This window comes from Lamprobacter sp., from assembly GCF_034860625.1.
Lineage (GTDB): Bacteria > Pseudomonadota > Gammaproteobacteria > Chromatiales > Chromatiaceae > Lamprobacter.
In genome coordinates, this window is the sequence record NZ_JAYESN010000088.1 from 1 (window position 1) to 16,971 (window position 16,971).

16 protein-coding genes are annotated in these 16,971 nt (G+C 61.7%); 12 read left to right on the forward strand and 4 right to left on the reverse strand.

Annotated features, from left to right (window positions below; all coding sequences use genetic code 11):
* A partial coding sequence (locus VBE63_RS18565; protein ID WP_323684509.1) for a DNA translocase FtsK occupies positions 1–2,450 on the reverse strand: 2,450 nt, incomplete at its 3' end.
* Positions 2,451–2,620: 170 nt separating this feature from the next.
* Here VBE63_RS18565 and trxB point away from each other — a divergent pair.
* From trxB to infA, 6 genes are all read left to right on the forward strand, one after another.
* On the forward strand, positions 2,621–3,577 hold the full coding sequence (trxB, locus tag VBE63_RS18570; RefSeq protein ID WP_323684510.1) for a thioredoxin-disulfide reductase: 957 nt from the start codon (positions 2,621–2,623) through the stop codon (positions 3,575–3,577).
* A 40-nt stretch (positions 3,578–3,617) separates the two neighbouring features.
* Complete coding sequence (locus VBE63_RS18575) at positions 3,618–3,911, forward strand: hypothetical protein (protein WP_323684511.1); 294 nt, start codon at positions 3,618–3,620, stop codon at positions 3,909–3,911.
* Between the two features lie 6 nt (positions 3,912–3,917).
* Positions 3,918–5,063 (forward strand): GNAT family N-acetyltransferase, encoded by a 1,146-nt coding sequence (locus tag VBE63_RS18580; protein WP_323684512.1) that lies wholly within the window; start codon positions 3,918–3,920, stop codon positions 5,061–5,063.
* Between the two features lie 38 nt (positions 5,064–5,101).
* Positions 5,102–5,830, forward strand: coding sequence for a leucyl/phenylalanyl-tRNA--protein transferase (gene aat / locus VBE63_RS18585; protein ID WP_416274579.1), 729 nt, complete (start codon positions 5,102–5,104; stop codon positions 5,828–5,830).
* A gap of 17 nt (positions 5,831–5,847) precedes the next feature.
* Positions 5,848–6,603 carry an arginyltransferase gene (locus tag VBE63_RS18590; protein WP_323684513.1) on the forward strand — a complete coding sequence of 252 codons (756 nt, stop codon included), beginning with the start codon at positions 5,848–5,850 and terminating at the stop codon, positions 6,601–6,603.
* A 158-nt stretch (positions 6,604–6,761) separates the two neighbouring features.
* Positions 6,762–6,980, forward strand: a complete 219-nt coding sequence (infA, locus tag VBE63_RS18595; protein WP_322826265.1) for a translation initiation factor IF-1 — start codon at positions 6,762–6,764, stop codon at positions 6,978–6,980.
* A 170-nt stretch (positions 6,981–7,150) separates the two neighbouring features.
* Here the strand turns inward: infA and clpA are convergent, their stop codons facing one another.
* Both clpA and clpS read right to left on the reverse strand, forming a co-directional pair.
* Positions 7,151–9,415 (reverse strand): ATP-dependent Clp protease ATP-binding subunit ClpA, encoded by a 2,265-nt coding sequence (gene clpA, locus VBE63_RS18600; RefSeq protein ID WP_323684514.1) that lies wholly within the window; start codon positions 9,413–9,415, stop codon positions 7,151–7,153.
* A gap of 54 nt (positions 9,416–9,469) precedes the next feature.
* Positions 9,470–9,850 carry an ATP-dependent Clp protease adapter ClpS gene (gene clpS / locus VBE63_RS18605; RefSeq protein ID WP_323684515.1) on the reverse strand — a complete coding sequence of 127 codons (381 nt, stop codon included), beginning with the start codon at positions 9,848–9,850 and terminating at the stop codon, positions 9,470–9,472.
* 409 nt (positions 9,851–10,259) lie between these two features.
* Between clpS and cspD the strand changes: the two genes are divergently transcribed.
* Positions 10,260–10,469 (forward strand): cold shock domain-containing protein CspD, encoded by a 210-nt coding sequence (gene cspD, locus VBE63_RS18610; protein ID WP_323684516.1) that lies wholly within the window; start codon positions 10,260–10,262, stop codon positions 10,467–10,469.
* Positions 10,470–10,621: 152 nt separating this feature from the next.
* Here the strand turns inward: cspD and icd are convergent, their stop codons facing one another.
* Entirely contained in the window at positions 10,622–11,881 is a 1,260-nt protein-coding gene (gene icd, locus VBE63_RS18615) for an NADP-dependent isocitrate dehydrogenase (protein WP_323684517.1), read from the reverse strand.
* 182 nt (positions 11,882–12,063) lie between these two features.
* Between icd and VBE63_RS18620 the strand changes: the two genes are divergently transcribed.
* The 5 genes from VBE63_RS18620 (at position 12,064) to VBE63_RS18640 (ending at position 16,907) form a co-directional block, all read left to right on the forward strand.
* Entirely contained in the window at positions 12,064–12,435 is a 372-nt protein-coding gene (locus VBE63_RS18620; protein WP_323684518.1) for a DUF2237 domain-containing protein, read from the forward strand.
* A 47-nt stretch (positions 12,436–12,482) separates the two neighbouring features.
* The gene (locus tag VBE63_RS18625; RefSeq protein WP_323684519.1) at positions 12,483–13,076 is read left to right on the forward strand and encodes a L,D-transpeptidase family protein; all 594 of its coding nucleotides are present in this window, start codon (positions 12,483–12,485) and stop codon (positions 13,074–13,076) included.
* Positions 13,077–13,231: 155 nt separating this feature from the next.
* A complete protein-coding gene (locus VBE63_RS18630; RefSeq protein ID WP_323684520.1) occupies positions 13,232–14,065 on the forward strand; it encodes a M48 family metallopeptidase in 834 nt (277 codons plus the stop codon).
* A gap of 47 nt (positions 14,066–14,112) precedes the next feature.
* Entirely contained in the window at positions 14,113–15,363 is a 1,251-nt protein-coding gene (locus VBE63_RS18635; protein ID WP_323684521.1) for a lipocalin-like domain-containing protein, read from the forward strand.
* 98 nt (positions 15,364–15,461) lie between these two features.
* Entirely contained in the window at positions 15,462–16,907 is a 1,446-nt protein-coding gene (locus VBE63_RS18640; RefSeq protein WP_323684522.1) for a c-type cytochrome, read from the forward strand.
* Positions 16,908–16,971 lie beyond the last annotated feature (64 nt).

Sequence of the window (16,971 nt, forward strand, 5' to 3'; positions counted from 1 at the left end):
GAGTCGACCCGGGCCGAGACCTTGAACGCCATGCGGGTCGGGATGTTGGCCTTGATCAGCCCGGTGAGCACGTCGACCGAGGGGCGCTGGGTCGCCAGCAGCAGATGGATGCCGGAGGCTCGCGCCTTCTGTGCTAGGCGGGCGATCAGTTCTTCGACCTTCTTGCCGACCACCATCATCATGTCAGCCAACTCGTCGATGATGACGACGATGTTCGGCAGCTTCTCCAGGGTGGGCACCTCGGGCGGCTCGAAGCCCTGGGCGATGGCGGCGTTGACCAGCGGCGCATAGGTCGGGTCCGAGATCGGCTCGCCGGCGGCGATGGCATCAAGCACCTTGCGGTTGTAGCCGGCGATATTGCGCACGCCGAGCGAGGCCATCAGCTTGTAGCGCCGCTCCATCTCGCCGACGCACCAACGCAGCGCGTTGGCGGCCTCCTTCATATCGGTAACCACCGGCGTGAGCAGATGCGGGATGCCCTCGTAGACCGAGAGTTCGAGCATCTTCGGGTCGACCATGATCAGGCGCACATCGTCCGGGCCAGCCTTGTACACCAGGCTCAGGATCATGGCGTTGATCGCCACCGATTTGCCGGAGCCGGTGGTGCCGGCGATCAGCGCGTGCGGCATCCGGCCCAAGTCGGCAACCACCGGCTCGCCAGAGATATTGGTGCCCATGCTGATGGTGAGCGGGGATTTCGCCTCCTGATAGACGCGCGAGCCGATGATCTCGCTGAGGGTGACCATCTCGCGTTGATCGTTCGGCACCTCGATGCCGATCACCGACTTGCCGGGGATGACCTCGACCACGCGCACGCTGATCTTCGACAGGGCGCGTGCGATGTCCTTGCTCAGGCCGGTGATCTTGCTGACTTTGACACCGGGGGCGAGCTCAAGCTCGAACAGCGCGACGACCGGGCCGGGATGCACCTCGACCACCTCGGCGACGACGCCAAACTCAGCCAATCGCGCCTCAAGCTCGTGCGACATGGCTTCGATCTGCTCTGGCGTGGCGGCCTTGCCGCTGCGCCGGGGTGGGTCGAGCAGGTCTAGCGGTGGCCGCTGGCTGAAGTCGCCGCGGATCGCCATGGTGCCGCTCGGCGCTGGCTGCGGAACTGCGGGCCGTGCCGCGGGCGTTTGGGCGGAGGTCGGTGCGTCGGCCCAGGCCGGCTCGACCACCGGGGGCGGCGGCGCGAGGGGCGTTATCGGGCGGCTAAGCGGCAGGGTTGAGGTCGCAGCAGCGGCCGGCATCGAGCGCTCTGCGAGCGTCGGCGAAAGGGCCTCGGTAGCAGGCGTTTGGGTCTCTAGTGTCCGCTCGCGCGTTGGCACCTGCCAGTCAGATCCAAGCGACTCGGCGACATCATGCTCGGCCGTCTCGGTCACCGGTGTTGAAGCTGGCGCTGAGAACGGCTCGCTTGGTCGTTGTTGCGTGGCGGCTCGGACCGGCGTCGACGAAGGATCGAAGCCCGTGCCGATCCTGATCTGGAGGTTTGGCTCGGCGCTGTGCAGGGGCGGTGCGCCCATGCTTGAGCCGATCTCGGCCAGTTCCTTTGGATGGCCTTGCGTCTCGTCATTGAGGCTACGAATCGCGTTCCTGGGCGTCTGTTTTGGCGTCTGTTTGGGCGTTTGCTGCGGAGCCGTGGTCCCGGGAAGACCGATCTCATCGAATCGGCTCGCGCTACTGCGCCATTGCTCGACACCCTTTTCTGATGCGTCGGCATCATCGTCATCGATCTCATCGAGCCAGTCCTGCTCGGGGCCGTCTTCGTCCTCCCACTCGGACTCCCAATCCTGCCGCTGACGGCGCTCAGCGAGCGTTGCGCGGATGCGCTGATAGAGCGGTGCGGGAAAACGCAGTAGCATAAGAGTCAGGTCGCCGACGCCATCGACGATGAGCAGCGGCGAGAGTCCGGTAAACAGCGACAGGCCAATCAACAGCAGCCCGAGCAATAACAGCGAGCCGCCGCCGAGGCCGATGGCAGCCGCCGCCAACTCAGAGACCAACTGGCCAAGTCCGCCGCCGATACCGTTCGGAAGATCGCCAAATGGGCCGGCAAACTGCAGGCTGGCGAGGCCAGCGCCGGCGCCGAGGGTGAGCAGCAGCCCGATCCAGCGTAATACGAGCCAATAGAGCTTGGTCTCGGGCTCCGGATCGCGTTCGCGGAAGATCAGAAAGGCGCTTGCGGCCAGCCCGATCGGGATGAGATAGGCAAAGACACCGAACAGGAAAAGGGACAGATCGGCAAACCAGGCGCCAAAGCGCCCGCCGGTGTTGGCGACCATGGCCTGTTCTCCGGCAAAGGACCAGCCGGGGTCGTCTGGTGAATAGGTGGCGAGCGCCAACACCAGATAGAGCGAAATGATGACGACGACCCAGAGCGCTCCTTCGCGCCAGGCGCGCTCTAGATAGTCACTGAGACGGGGGTGTCCGAGTCGAGTCGCTTGTTCCACGTGATCCTCCTAACGTTTGGCGGATTATAGCCTTAGACGGGGAACTTCGTCGTGTTTCGATGATGGCGACCAGACTTGACTGAACGCCTCTGTTGAGCTGTGCTGCTTTACCATGCTCGGGTGCCTGCGTACCATCCAGGCTTTGAATGTGGGCGCGTTGGAGTATCACGATGAGCGACACCAAACACTGCCGGCTGCTGATCCTGGGCTCGGGACCCGCTGGCTACACTGCGGCCGTTTATGCGGCGCGCGCGAACTTGCAGCCCGTGCTGGTGACGGGCCTAGAGCAAGGTGGGCAGTTGATGACCACCACTGAGGTCGAGAACTGGCCGGGCGATCCGGATGATCTGCAGGGGCCGGATTTGATGGAGCGGATGCGGCGCCACGCCGAGAAGGTCGGGACCGAGATCATCTTCGATCACGTCAACAAGGTCGCGCTGGATCAGCGCCCATTCCTGCTGACCGGCGACTCGAGCACCTATAGCTGCGATGCCCTCATCATCGCCACCGGAGCCAGCGCCATGTACCTCGGGCTCGAATCGGAAGAACAGTTCCGTGGCCGCGGCGTCTCCGCCTGTGCGACCTGCGATGGCTTCTTCTACAAGAACCAGAAGGTGGCGGTGATCGGCGGCGGCAATACCGCGGTCGAGGAGGCGCTCTACCTGGCCAACATTGCCTCGGAGGTGACGCTGGTGCATCGTCGCGACGCACTGCGCGCCGAGAAGGTGCTGCAGGATCGGTTGCTGGAGAAGGCCGACAACGGCAATGTGCGCATCGCCTGGAATCACGTGCTCGACGAGGTGCTTGGTGACAGCAGCGGGGTGACTGGGATGCGGATCAAGAACGTGCAGGATGGCAGTACCGAGGAGGTCGAGCTGCAGGGCGTCTTCATCGCTATCGGACACAAACCGAACACAGGGATCTTTGCCGGTCAGCTCGAGATGTCGAATGGCTACATCAAGGTCAAATCCGGTACCGACGGTAATGCGACGGCGACCTCGGTGCCCGGTGTGTTCGCGGCGGGGGATGTGATGGATCATGTCTATCGGCAGGCGATTACCTCAGCGGGCAGCGGTTGCATGGCCGCATTGGATGCCGAGAAGTATCTCGACGGACTCCAGGGGTGAGTCTGAGGCTGATGGCTCAGCACTGAGGAGGCATGCAGCGATGAAGCGACATCCGTTCACGGCCATTGCGCTGACGCTGGCTATTCCCTTGCTGGGGGCGCTCTGGATCGGCGGCGAGCGCCCAGCGGCCCCTGAGTCGGGGACGGTACTGCCGTTATTGATGCTGCTGTTGATGAGCGAGTTCGGCTTGATCTTGTGTCTCGCCGGGGTCGCGCTTGGGATTCAGCACGGACGGCATCAGGGTTGGACCGGTCGCTATGTGCTGATCACCTTTGGCTGCGCACTGGCTGCGCTCGCCTTCCTCTTGCAACTGATCCGATGGTGGCCACTCTAAGGGGCGATGTATCAGCTTCGCGTTCATTCATCGATCGACCAATTCGCCGCTGCCGACTGGAATCGGCTCGCTGGTGATGATCTGCCGCATCTGCGCCATGAATTCTTGGCGGCGATGGAGCATCAGGGTTGCGTTGGTGAGCGCTTCGGTTGGCTGCCGCGCCATCTAGGTCTGTTTGATCAGAGCGAGCACTTGGTTGCGGTCGCTCCCTGTTATCTCAAGTTCAATTCCTACGGCGAATTTGTCTTCGACTGGGCCTGGGCCGACGCCTATCGACGCTCTGGACTCGAGTACTATCCAAAGCTGGTGATCGCTTCACCTTATACGCCGGCGACTGGGCAGCGGGTGCTGACGGGTGATGCACCCAATCGGGCCGAGCTTGCGGCGGCTCTGATCAAGGGGTCGCTCGAGGTTAGCAGGCAGTTGGGTGTTTCAGGGGCTCACTGGCTCTTCAGCAGCGATGAAGAAACCGACTGGATGCGCTCAGAGGGACTGATGCCACGGCTCGGCTGTCAGTTTCATTGGCAAAACCAGGGTTATGCCGATTTCGATGCGATGCTTGCCCGCTTCAGTGCCGAGAAGCGCAAGAAGATTAAGCGAGAGCGGCGTCGGGTGGCCGATGCGGGGGTGTCGATTCGCCGGGTGCTGGGCAGCGAGGCGAGTGTCGCGGAGTGGGCGATCTTCCACCAGCTCTATGAGGATACCTTCGACAAGCGGGGCGGCATCCCGACCCTATCGTTATCTTTCTTTCGCGAGCTTGGCGCTCAAATGGGCGATCAGACCCTGCTGGTGCTGGCCGAGCACGCGGGTGAGATCGTTGCTGCGGCCTTCTGCTTGGTCGGTGCGCGAACCCTCTATGGGCGTCATTGGGGCTGCTCCAAGGCGTTCCATAGTCTGCATTTCGAGGCCTGCTACTATCAGGGGCTCGAGCATTGCATCGCGCAGGGTCTGAGCCGCTTTGAGCCAGGCGCGCAGGGTGAGCATAAGGTTGCACGGGGTTTCTTGCCAACCCGTACTTGGTCGGCACACTGGATTGCCGAGCCCGGGTTTCGCAAACCGATCAGCCGCTTTCTCGAGCATGAGATCGAAGCGGTTGAAGACTATATCGCCGAGATGAATGAGCGTAGCCCTTACCGGCGCGATCTTGGCTGATTGGCAAGCGCATGGATGTCGCCCTGTCAGGATCAGCAATGTCGATGCCCTATCTGTTAGCGCCGAATGATCCTAGCGGGTCGTTTCCTGACCCCGCCGAAGCCATGCGTGATCCAGATGGTCTGCTGGCAGTGGGCGGGGATCTGAGCAGTGGGCGCCTCATCAACGCCTATCGGCAGGGCATCTTCCCCTGGTACAGCGAAGGCGACCCGATCCTTTGGTGGTCACCTGACCCGCGAACGGTGTTGACGCCGAGCAGCCTGCATTGTTCGCGCAGCTTACGTAAGCTGCTGCGTCGGCGCCTGTTCGCCGTGACCATGGATCGTGCCTTTCCCGCGGTCATTCGGGCCTGCGCCGGGCCGCGACCGGGCAGTCAGGGAACCTGGCTGTTGCCGGAGATGATCAGCGCCTACTGCGGGCTGCATGTGCGTGGGGTCGCCCATTCCATCGAGGTCTGGCAAGCCGAGCGGTTGGTCGGCGGGCTCTATGGGGTTGGGATCGGTGGCGCCTTCTTCGGTGAATCCATGTTTAGCCGGGTCGACAATGCCTCCAAGGTCGCCCTGGTGCATCTCTGTGAGCACTTGATTGAGCGCGGGGTTGAGCTGATCGATTGCCAAGTCCTGACCGCGCACCTGCAGCGGATGGGGGCTGAGTTCATTCCGCGCGAACACTTCTTATCCCGGCTGTACGCGCTGCGTGATCGGCCCTTGCCGAGCGGGACCTGGGATGATGGTCAGCTGCACTATCCAGGCTGTTCTGACAGTTAGGGGGAGGGAGTCATTGAATGAACGCGAATCGGAACATTCCGGGACATCTGCAGCTCTATTTGACGGGTGAGCATGATTGTTCCTACGTCGAGGGGCTGCGCGCGCGGACTCTCTTCGTTGACCCGATGGCGCGGATCGATCGGGAGCGTGCACAATGGCTGCAGCAGATCGGCTTTCGGCGCAGCGGTATGCATTTCTATCGGCCCGCCTGCCGCGGCTGTCAGCGTTGTATTCCGGTACGGGTTCCGGTCGCTGATTTCGCTTTGAGTCGTTCACAGCGCCGCAATGCGGCATTGAATGATGCCGAGGTGCGTCTCGCCTTCAAGCCCGCGCAGTTGCGGCCCCTGCATTACCAACTCTACGAGCGCTACATCCTAGCCCGGCACGCTGATGGCGACATGGCTGAGGAGGTCTCGGTCGAGACCTATATGCGCTTCCTGCTCAGCCCCTGGGGAGGGCAGACCTGGTTCATCGAGGCCTACCTGGGCGAACAGCTGATGTCGGTGGCGGTGACGGATATTTTCCCAGACGGTCTCTCCGCGCTCTATACCTTCTTTGATCCAGAATACAGGGCGCGGGCTCCAGGCACCTATGCCGTGCTGACCCAGGTGCGCGAAGCCGCGCGGCTTGGCTTGAGCTACCTGTATTTGGGGTACTGGATCGAAGACAGTCGAAAGATGGTCTATAAGGATCGCTTTCGACCCATTGAGGCTTGGGATGGTCAGCACTGGCAGCGGTTTGAGCGCGGGGAGCCGATCCGTTTCGGGTCTTGACGGACCTGGCCTGTGATATACTCGCTCGGTTTGACGGCGGCGATTCGTCGGGGGTAGGTTGCCCCCTCTTTGCATGCTCAGCCCCATATGCTCAGCCCGGCATGCTCAGTCCTTAATGCTCGTTCCGCCCGCGATCTCACGACACAGATTTCAGATATATGGCAAAAGAAGACGTAATTCAGATGGAAGGCGTGGTCACCGAGACCTTGCCAAATACCGTGTTTCGGGTTGAGCTCGAGAACGGACATACGGTCACGGCGCATATCTCCGGTAAGATGCGTAAGCATTACATCCGCATCCTCACCGGAGATAAGGTCACCGTTGAGCTCACGCCGTACGACTTGACCAAAGGGCGGATTACCTACCGCGTTCGCTGATCGCGAAAGACGGAACGCGCTGAGGTTCGGCCCCAATATCCTGGGCTCGATGAGAGCCGAGATCGTCCCTGATCGCAGGCGCTTTTTAGGCTGACCTTAGGCTGGTGAGGTTAGCAGTCGCTTAGCAGGGATGGCTCTCTCGTGGCAGAAAGAGCGCTCTCTCGCCTTGATCAAGCGGCTGTCTTTTCGGTTTCAAAGCCAAAGGTCAGCTCGTCGTCCTCGCCGAGACGCACGACTACGGTTCCACCACCGCTGAGCTCGCCAAAGAGCAGCTCGTTTGCAAGTGGTTTCTTGATGTGGTCCTTGACCACGCGGGCCATGGGGCGAGCACCCATCTTAGGGTCATAACCCTTCTCGGCCAGCCAGGCTCGGGCCTCTGGCTCGACCACCAGCGCAACCTTCTTCTCGGCCAACTGCGCTTCGAGTTCGAACAAGAACTTGTCGACGACGCTGCCGATAGTCTTGGCGTCGAGAGCGCCGAACTGGACCACTGCATCGAGCCGATTGCGGAACTCGGGCGTGAAGTATCGCTTCAGCGCCTCCATGCCATCGGTAGAGTGATCTTGCTCGGTGAAGCCGATCGAGCGGCGGCTGGTCTCTTCAGCGCCGGCGTTGGTGGTCATCACCAGCACGACGTTGCGGAAGTCGGCCTTGCGGCCGTTGTTGTCGGTGAGGCTACCGTGATCCATCACCTGCAACAGCAGGTTGAAGACGTCCGGGTGGGCCTTTTCGATCTCATCGAGCAGCAGCACCGAATGCGGATGTTTGGTCACCTCTTCAGTCAGCAGGCCACCCTGGTCGAAGCCGACGTAGCCAGGCGGTGCGCCGATGAGGCGTGAGACGGTGTGCCGCTCCATGTATTCCGACATGTCGAAGCGGATCAGCTCGAGGCCCATGATGCGTGCCAGCTGGCGCGTCACCTCGGTCTTGCCGACACCGGTGGGGCCGGTGAAGAGGAATGAGCCGATCGGCTTGTCCTCGGTGCCGAGGCCGGAGCGATTCATCCGGATCGCTGAGGTGAGGGCATCGATGGCCTCTTCTTGACCGTAGACCACCATCTTCAGATCGCGATCGAGGTGGCGCAGCGACTCGGTATCCGAGCTCGAGACCTTGCGTGTTGGAATGCGCGCGATCTTGGCGACAATGGTCTCGACATCGGTGACATCGATGCGTTTCTTGCGTTTTGCGGCAGGACGCAGCTGCACATTGGCGCCGGCCTCGTCGATCACGTCGATGGCCTTGTCTGGCAGGTGCCGGTCGTTGATGTACTTGGCCGAGAGCTCAGCGGCGGCACGCAGCGCTGGGTTGGTATAACTGACCTGATGGTGCTCTTCGAAGCGACTCTTGAGTCCCTTGAGGATCTCGATGGTCTCTTCGACCGAGGGCTCGTTGATATCGATCTTCTGGAAGCGCCGCGCGAGTGCGCGATCCTTCTCGAAGATGCCCCGATACTCTTGGTAGGTGGTGGAGCCGATGCAGCGCAGCTCGCCGGAGGCGAGCACTGGCTTGATCAGGTTAGACGCATCCATGACCCCCCCGGACGCAGCGCCAGCACCGATGATGGTGTGGATCTCGTCGATAAATAGGATTGCCTGTGGCTTGCGCTTGAGCTCGGCGAGCACCGCCTTCAAGCGCTTTTCGAAGTCACCGCGATATTTGGTGCCGGCAACCAGCGAGCCGAGGTCGAGCGCGTAGATGACGGCATCGCCGAGAATCTCTGGCACCTCGCCATCAACGATCTTCTTGGCGAGTCCTTCGGCGATCGCGGTCTTGCCTACCCCGGCTTCACCGACGAGGAGCGGATTATTCTTGCGCCGCCGGCAGAGGATCTGCGCGGTGCGCTCGACCTCGCCAGCACGTCCGATCAGCGGATCGATGCGGCCTTGGCGGGCCATCTCGTTGAGGTTTGTGGCGAAGTTCTCGAGTGCGCTCGGGGCTTCTTTCTCGTCACTACGTGCCTCGTCCGGCTCAGCCTGTGGTTCGTCGTCCTGATCTTCGCCCGGCACCTTGGAGATGCCGTGCGAAATATAGTTAACCACATCGAGTCGCGACACATCTTGCTGGTTCAAGAGAAAGACGGCCTGACTGTCCTGTTCGCTGAATAAGGCGACCAGCACATTGGCCCCGGTCACCTCTTTCCTGCCCGCTGACTGGACATGGAACACGGCGCGCTGTAGCACCCGCTGAAAGCCGAGCGTTGGCTGTGTCTCACGCTCATCGTTCACGGCGATCAGCGGTGTGGTTTCTTCAATGAAGGTGGCGACGTCGTTGCGCAGCTTATCGCTGTCTGCAGCGCAGGCGCGTAGAACCTTGGCGGCGGCTGGATTGTCGATCAGGCAAAGCAGTAAGTGCTCAACGGTCATGTACTCGTGTCGCTTCGCCCGCGCCTCTTTGAACGCCTGGTTCAGCGTGAATTCAAGCTCTTTGCTCAACATGGACTGTGACCCCGGGACGTTTCGATATAGACAGAAAAATGTTCAAGGCGCATCTCAAGCCTCCTCCATCGTGCAAAGCAGCGGATGGTGGTTCTGGCGTGAGAAATCATTGACCTGCGAGACCTTGGTCTCGGCGATGTCGCGTGTGAAAACGCCGCAGACCCCGACGCCGCGCGTGTGCACGTGCAGCATGACCTGGGTCGCCTTTTCCGGCGACATGCTGAAGAAGGTCTCAAGTACATGCACGACAAACTCCATCGGTGTGTAGTCGTCATTGACGAGCAGAACCTTATAGAGCGGTGGGCGTTTGAGTGCGGGTTTCGCCTCTTCAACCGACAGTCCAGCGCCGTCGTCATGGTCCTCTTGACTCGACAGGCGAATCTGAGCGCTGCTGATGGCGTTGAGGGGAGAATCTGTGGTGAATCGGTGAGGCATCGACCTGACTAGTGTGATTCTGTGCCGTCGGCATGACCCGTGCGGCGCAAGGTTTAGAGTACTGTCTTGACGCTTCCAGCGCTTTCTAGTGAGTAGGGTTCATGGACCGAAAAATACAGCCCCCAGGGGGTCAACGTCTACGCTTTCGACGACGGATCTCGCCTGTCGCATCAGCAATGCTTTGGCGTCCTGTGCTCTGCGCATCGGTCATTGCCGGGGCGTTGCAGATCCGCGCTGCCAGTGCGGCCCCAAGATTGACCGAGCGGGATGGACAACTATACTTGTTCAGCACCACCCGTTGATCTCTGTGCGAAAGGGTGTGTCCAGTGCGGGGTCGTTCAGCGACGGCCCGGCCGATAAGAACAAGCTGAACAACCAACCAAAGCAAGCAGTCGTGGAGGAGTTTCAGATGATCACAGGCATCGTCAAATGGTTTAACAATGCCAAAGGCTATGGCTTCGTCAAGCCTGATGGACGCGACGAGGACGTGTTTGTGCACTTCTCGTCGATCGATATGGATGGCTACAAGACCTTAAAAGAGGGGCAGAAGGTTCAGTTTGAGGTCTCACAAGGGCCGAAAGGGCTGCATGCCGCGACGGTGCAGCGCGCGCTGCAGTAGTCGCAGCGTCAGATTCGCCAGCGAGGAAGGGCGACCGCTCATCAACCGTCATCAGGAGACCCATCCCGGCTAGCCGGGATGGGTCGAGTCGCCTGAGGCATCGCTTGCATCACAAACGCATCATCTTCCGGTGTGGCGCCGCGCCATGACAGTTAGCCCATCTTGGCGATGACGGCATCACCAAAGGCCGAGCAGCTAAGCTTGGTCGCGCCCTCCATCAGCCGCTCGAGATCGTAGGTCACGGTCTTGGCGGCGATAGCGCCTTCGATGCCTGCTACCACCAAGTCCGCTGCCTCGGTCCAGCCGAGGTGACGTAGCAGCATCTCGCCCGAGAGCAGCAGAGAGCTAGGGTTGACCTGATCCTTGCCGGCGTATTTAGGTGCCGTGCCGTGGGTGGCCTCGAACATGGCGACGCTGTCCGAGAGATTGGCGCCGGGTGCCATGCCGATACCGCCGACCTGAGCGGCGAGGGCATCAGAGATATAGTCGCCGTTGAGGTTGAGGGTGGCGATCACGTCGTAGTCCTTCGGACGCAGCAGGATCTGCTGCAGGAAGGCGTCGGCGATCACATCTTTGATGACAATCTCTTTGCCGCTGGTTGGATGCTTGAAGCGGCACCAGGGGCCGCCGTCGATCAGCTCGGCACCGAATTCCTCGCGCGCCAGCTCGTAGCCCCAATCCTTGAAGGCGCCCTCGGTGAATTTCATGATGTTGCCCTTGTGCACCAGGGTCACCGAATCGCGCTGGTTATCGATCGCGTACTGGATCGCCTTGCGCACGAGGCGCTTGGTGCCCTCGCTCGAGACCGGCTTGATGCCGATGCCGGAGCTGGCCGGGAATCGGATCTTGGTGACGCCGAGCTGGTCTTGCAGGAAGTCGATGAGGGTCTTGGCCTCGTTAGAGCCGGCTGGCCATTCGATGCCGGCGTAGATATCTTCCGAGTTCTCACGGAAGATCACCATGTCCGTGTCTTCAGGGCGTTTCAATGGGCTCGGCGTGCCCTGGAAGTAACGCACCGGCCGCAGGCAGACATAGAGGTCGAGCCGCTGGCGCAGTGCGACATTGAGCGAGCGAATGCCGCCGCTGACCGGCGTGGTGAGCGGGCCTTTGATCGAGACCACATAGTCACGCACGGCCTCAAGAGTCTCATCCGGCAGCCAGACATCGGGGCCGTAGATCTTGGTCGCCTTCTCGCCAGCATAGATCTCCATCCAGGCGATCTGCCGCTTTCCTGTATAGGCCTTGCTGACAGCCGCATCCAAGACCTTTTTCAGCACGGGAGTGATGTCGACGCCGATGCCGTCGCCCTCGATGTAGGGGATGATGGGCTGGTCTGGGACCTCGATGCCCTGGTCGGGGTTAACGCGAATCGGCTCGCCGGTGGTGGGCACCTGGATCTGTTCGTAGGCCATGGTCATCGTGCTCCTGTTGATCGAATGCCTTTGATATTACCATTGCCGGCGCAGCCGATGCGGAGCCACTCAAGTCTCTTGATGGGCTTCTGCGGCCTGATGTGCCTCTGTGCGCTCTTGTGCTAAAGGCATTGGCACGTCATATCAGCGGCAAAATCTAAGCCAATAGGGGGAATCGTTTGATGTCCGAGGCCCGCAATGTTCTGGGAGAGCCACTCGAACTTTGTTCGATCGAGCCGATGACCGGGTTCACGCGGAATGGTGCCTGCGAGACCGGGCCTGAAGATCTGGGCTCGCATACCCTCTGTGCGCGGGTGACGCCTGAGTTTTTGGAATACTCGCGGTCGCGTGGCAATGACCTGATGACGCCAATGCCGGCCTTCGGTTTTCCGGGTCTGAAGCCCGGTGATCGCTGGTGCCTGTGCGCCGCGCGCTGGCAGGAGGCGCTGGAGGCAGGATGTGCACCCCGAGTGGCGCTGCGCAGCACGCATGAGCGTGCGCTTGAGATCTGCGATCTGGCGGATCTGAAGCGGCACGCAGTTGATCTCTCCTAAAACCTCTCAAATTCATCTTTTACATCTTTGATGGGTGGATTCCGACATTGGATCTCACTGCGCTCGCTGGTTGGCTGGCGCGCTTTGGCCTCACGGTCATCGGCGTGCTCGGGCTCAGCGCCTCAGTCGCAGCGATGTCGGTGCTGCCTGGCTGCGGTGCTCGGCAGGCCATTGATGCGCCCGCGTTGGCCGTCCGACCGTCGGCACCGCTGTTGGCCGATGAAGTGTTGGTCAAGAAGGGCCAACGGCGACTCTATCTGATGCGCGATGGCAAGCCGTTTCGCACCTATCGCATCTCGCTCGGCTTCGCACCAGAGGGCCATAAAGAGCGCGAAGGTGACGGCCGCACGCCCGAGGGGCGTTATCTGCTCGACTGGCGCAACGCGAACAGCCGCTTTACCAAGGCGATCAATATCTCCTATCCCAACGCTCAGGATCGCGCTCGGGCAGCGGCGCGTGGCGACAGGCCAGGTGGGGCGATCATGATCCATGGCGAGCCGAGACGGCGGGTCGATCCGGCGTTGGCTGATCTGGTCCGCTACGAGGATTGGACCGAGGGCTGCGTTGCGGTCTCGAATCTCGCGATCGAGGAAATCTGGCGTTACACCCTGGATGGTACGCCGATCGAGATTCGACCTTGAGTGCAAGTCTCAGTGACGGGCTAACTGATGGGATTCAGTGATGGGATTCAGTGACGGGGCGCAGGGAACCCAGGGTTGTGGCATCACTCCGATCGGTCTGTCGGTGGACGTTGAAAACACAGATCAGGTGTTAAGGGTCGAAAGCGAGGCGAATCATGATTGAGTCAACGACGCGCGATATGAGAACAGGGGGGCTTGGACTGCGGCCTTTGACCCTGCTGTTGATGACGTGCATCTTTAGCCTCACGCTGCTGTCTTGCGCCACCGCGCCGGAAACCGGCCGGCGGCAGCTGTTGCTGGTGAGTCCGGTCGAGGAGGCTCAGCTAGGGCTGCAGGCGTTTCAGCAGATCAAGCAGCAGCAACCGCTGGTGACGAGGGGCAAGGAGGCCGCCATGTTGCAACAGGTTGGTGGGCGGATCAGCCAGGTGGCGCCGCTGCCGAATGCGCGCTGGGAGTTCGTGCTGTTCAAAGACGAGTCGCCGAATGCCTTCGCCCTGCCTGGCGGCAAGGTGGGTGTGAATACTGGCATCTTGCCGATCACCAAGGATGAAGCCGGGTTGGCAACGGTGATCGGGCATGAGGTGGCGCATGCGGTGGCGCGTCACGGCGCAGAGCGGATGTCGCACGACCTCCTGGTGCAGTTGGGTGGAGCAGGGCTGTCCGCGGCCTTGGGCAATGAGGCTGGGGCGTCCCGCGATCTCATCATGCAGGCCTATGGGATCGGCAGTCAGTTGGGTGTGATGCTGCCCTACTCGCGGACACAGGAGTTGGAGGCCGACGAGTTGGGTCTGCTGTACATGGCGCGGGCAGGCTACGACCCCCGAGAGGCGATCGGGTTTTGGCAGCGGTTTGCAGCCTACAACGCGAAGCGGGGCGGGGCGCCGGCCGAGTTCTTGAGCACGCATCCGCTGGATCAGCGGCGAATTGCAGCCTTGGAGCAGGCCATGCCGCGAGCAGTGGCCGAGTATGAACGGGCGCGGGTGCGCTAAATGACACCCCGATCTCAGGCTTCTCGATCTCAGGATCGCATCTCCTGATGCGTTGGCTGGCGTTGCCCCTCGGGTTGTTGGTGCTGGCAGCCCTAGCCTATGCCTTGTGGCCGCGGCCGTCCATGTCTGTGACCGGCGGTCTTGACGCGGCAGCGGTGGCAGCGGCGCTTGCGAATTTAGACGCTGATTTGGACGCCGATTTAGACGCTGGGCGCATGCCAGCGGTCGCTGCTACCCGTGCAGCGACCAGCGAGCCCATGGCTTTCCCTCAGGATCATGGTGCCCATCCCGAGGCAGGCGCTGAGCTGTGGGAGCTGAATGCGCTACTGCAGGATGAGGACGGGCAGCGGGTTGCGGTGCGGCTGAGTCTCGCGCGGCTTGACTTGATTCAAGGTCTCCAGCAGCGGTCATCGGCACTGGCGGCGCACAGCCTCTTTGCCGCTGACTTGGCCGTGGCAGCCGGCGGCGAGCTGAAGTCGGTCGCGCTGCGCGAGCAACGACTGAGTCGCGCGGCACTCGAGCTCGCTGGTGCCGGGACGGACGAGGCCGGGGTTGAGCGCGTCTGGGTTGAGCAGTGGGCACTGTCGCGTCCGACGGAGGGGGTCTTGAGACTCCGAGCGGAGGCGAATGGGGTTGATCTGGAACTGGAACTGTCATCCCTGAAGCCGCCGGTGGTGCTGGATCTGCAGACCTCAGCGGGCTCGGCGCCTCAGAGCCAATCGGCACCTTCGCGTTTCTATAGTCAGACGCGGTTGGCGGTGTCGGGAAGTCTGCGCACGGATGGGATCGAACATCAGCTGCAGGGCTTGGGATGGTTCGATCATGGCTGGGGCGCTTTGTCAGAGGCGCTGTCTGGCGGGCGCGGGCAGTTGGTGGCGAATCGCTTTCAGTTGCAGCTGGATGACGGCTCGGAGCTTGCCTGTTTCCATCTACGTCGGCGTCGCGGCGGCGGGACAGCGATCCCCAGCTGTGTGCTGATCGACGCCGCTGGCGAGCAACGGGGCTTGCAGCGGCGAGATCTGACGCTGGCGCCAACGGACGCCGGATGGGTGACCGAAGGTGGCGTCTCTTATCCCTTTGAGTGGCGGCTGTTGATCCCGTCGCAGGGGATCGAGCTGGAGATCCGACCGCTGTTTGACGATCTGGCCTCAGGGGTCACCACCTTAGCATGGACCCAAGGCGGCCAGCTCTGGCGGGGCGCGGTTGAACTGAGGGGGCGGCGCGGCACAGAAAGGATCGGCGGTCAGGGGCGAATGGATCTCAATGGCTATGCGGAAGGTAAGCTTGTTGGAACCTGAGCAAGCTTGTTGGAACCTGAGTGATCTCTGGGCTGTCGGTGTTTTTGCAGAGAGGCTGTCATCAACGCAGCAATGCAGTGACCAAAGGACCATTGCGAGTGTTAACGAAGATCGAGATTCGGCGTCATCGCCACTGGCTCGCCGGCGCGATCCTGCTCATCAGCTTGGGGTCTCTGACCGGCTGTGATCGCGACAAGCCGGTGGCGGTAACCAAGGCAGCGCCTGGGCCGATCCCTGAAACCCCACAACGCCCTGGTGATCCGCAGGCAGGTTATGACGTCTTGGTCAACCGCGCGGTGGTGACCTGCGGTTTGCCCTATGACGCCTATGTCGCAGCAACCGAGGCCGAGACCTTTGATCCAGCATCCGACTATGTGCTAGCCGGGCGGCGCGGGCGCAACGCTGAGCTCCCCTACGCGCTGACCGCGTTCACCGCCGAGAGCGGCGTGGAGCTGGTCACAAGTAACTGCCTCGGCTGTCATGCCGCACCGCTGAATGGTGAGCTCGTCATCGGCCTCGGTAACGAGTTTCTCGACTTCACCGCCGATCCGGTGATGGCGGTAGAGGGTGCCGGGGCCTATGTCGACACTGATGCCGAGGCGGCGGAATGGCAGCGCTGGGCAGATCGCATCGGAGCCATCGCGCCTTGGTCGATGACCGATACCATCGGCGCGAACCCGGCGCAGGCCATCACATTGGCATTGATGGCGCATCGCGACCCGGAAACGCTGGCCTGGTCCGATGAACCGCTGTTGCCGCCGCCTTCTGTTGAGGTTCTGCCCGCAAGTGTGCCGCCCTGGTGGAACCTCGGCAAGAAGCACGCGATGTTCTACAACGCTGAGGGGCGTGGCGATCATGTTGGCTACATGATGCTAGCCTCGACCACTTGCACGGATTCGGTCGCCGAGGCGCGCGAGATCGATGCCTGGTTCAAGGACGTGCGCGCCTACTTGGCGACGCTGGAGGCGCCGGTCTATCCCTATCCGGTCGATGCCGAACTGGCCGCCGAGGGCGAGCGCCTGTTCAACAGAGAATGCAGCGACTGTCATGGGCGTTACGGTGAGCGGGAACGTTATCCTAACGAGCTGGTTGCGCTCGATGAGGTCGGCACCGACCCGGCCATGGCCGAGCAAGCCTATCGGCACACAGAGCGTTTCGCGCGTTGGTTCAATACCTCGTTCTACGGCCGCAACGCGGAGGCCCAGCCAGGGCTCGGCTATGTGGCGCCGCCCTTGGATGGCGTCTGGGCGACGGCGCCTTACCTGCACAACGGTGCGGTGCCAACGCTGGCGGCGCTGCTCGACACGCGCGAGCGTCCAACCTACTGGCGTTTCGAGAGCGCGAGCCCAGCCTACGACCAAGCAGCTTTGGGCTGGCGCCATGAGCGGCTAGGGCAGGGCCGAGAGCAATTTGCGAGCCTTGATGAACAGAAATGGGTCTATGACACCAGCCGCCGCGGCTATGGCAATCAGGGGCACGATTACGGCGATCTGCTCGATGACCAAGAGCGCCGTGCGCTGCTGGAGTATCTGAAGACACTCTGAGCCTGCCTGCCGACGACCGATCAATTGGACCGCCGAAAAAAAGACTTGCACAACCCTTAGTCTG

Excerpts from the sequence above, each read along its gene's own strand:
- trxB (WP_323684510.1), top strand. The coding sequence starts at position 2,621 with ATGAGCGACACCAAACACTGCCGGCTGCTGATCCTGGGCTCGGGACCC.
- VBE63_RS18575 (WP_323684511.1), top strand. The coding sequence starts at position 3,618 with ATGAAGCGACATCCGTTCACGGCCATTGCGCTGACGCTGGCTATTCCC.
- VBE63_RS18580 (WP_323684512.1), top strand. The coding sequence starts at position 3,918 with ATGTATCAGCTTCGCGTTCATTCATCGATCGACCAATTCGCCGCTGCC.
- aat (WP_416274579.1), top strand. The coding sequence starts at position 5,102 with ATGTCGATGCCCTATCTGTTAGCGCCGAATGATCCTAGCGGGTCGTTT.
- VBE63_RS18590 (WP_323684513.1), top strand. The coding sequence starts at position 5,848 with ATGAACGCGAATCGGAACATTCCGGGACATCTGCAGCTCTATTTGACG.
- infA (WP_322826265.1), top strand. The coding sequence starts at position 6,762 with ATGGCAAAAGAAGACGTAATTCAGATGGAAGGCGTGGTCACCGAGACC.
- clpA (WP_323684514.1), bottom strand. The coding sequence starts at position 9,415 with ATGTTGAGCAAAGAGCTTGAATTCACGCTGAACCAGGCGTTCAAAGAG.
- clpS (WP_323684515.1), bottom strand. The coding sequence starts at position 9,850 with ATGCCTCACCGATTCACCACAGATTCTCCCCTCAACGCCATCAGCAGC.
- cspD (WP_323684516.1), top strand. The coding sequence starts at position 10,260 with ATGATCACAGGCATCGTCAAATGGTTTAACAATGCCAAAGGCTATGGC.
- icd (WP_323684517.1), bottom strand. The coding sequence starts at position 11,881 with ATGGCCTACGAACAGATCCAGGTGCCCACCACCGGCGAGCCGATTCGC.
- VBE63_RS18620 (WP_323684518.1), top strand. The coding sequence starts at position 12,064 with ATGTCCGAGGCCCGCAATGTTCTGGGAGAGCCACTCGAACTTTGTTCG.
- VBE63_RS18630 (WP_323684520.1), top strand. The coding sequence starts at position 13,232 with ATGATTGAGTCAACGACGCGCGATATGAGAACAGGGGGGCTTGGACTG.
- VBE63_RS18635 (WP_323684521.1), top strand. The coding sequence starts at position 14,113 with ATGCGTTGGCTGGCGTTGCCCCTCGGGTTGTTGGTGCTGGCAGCCCTA.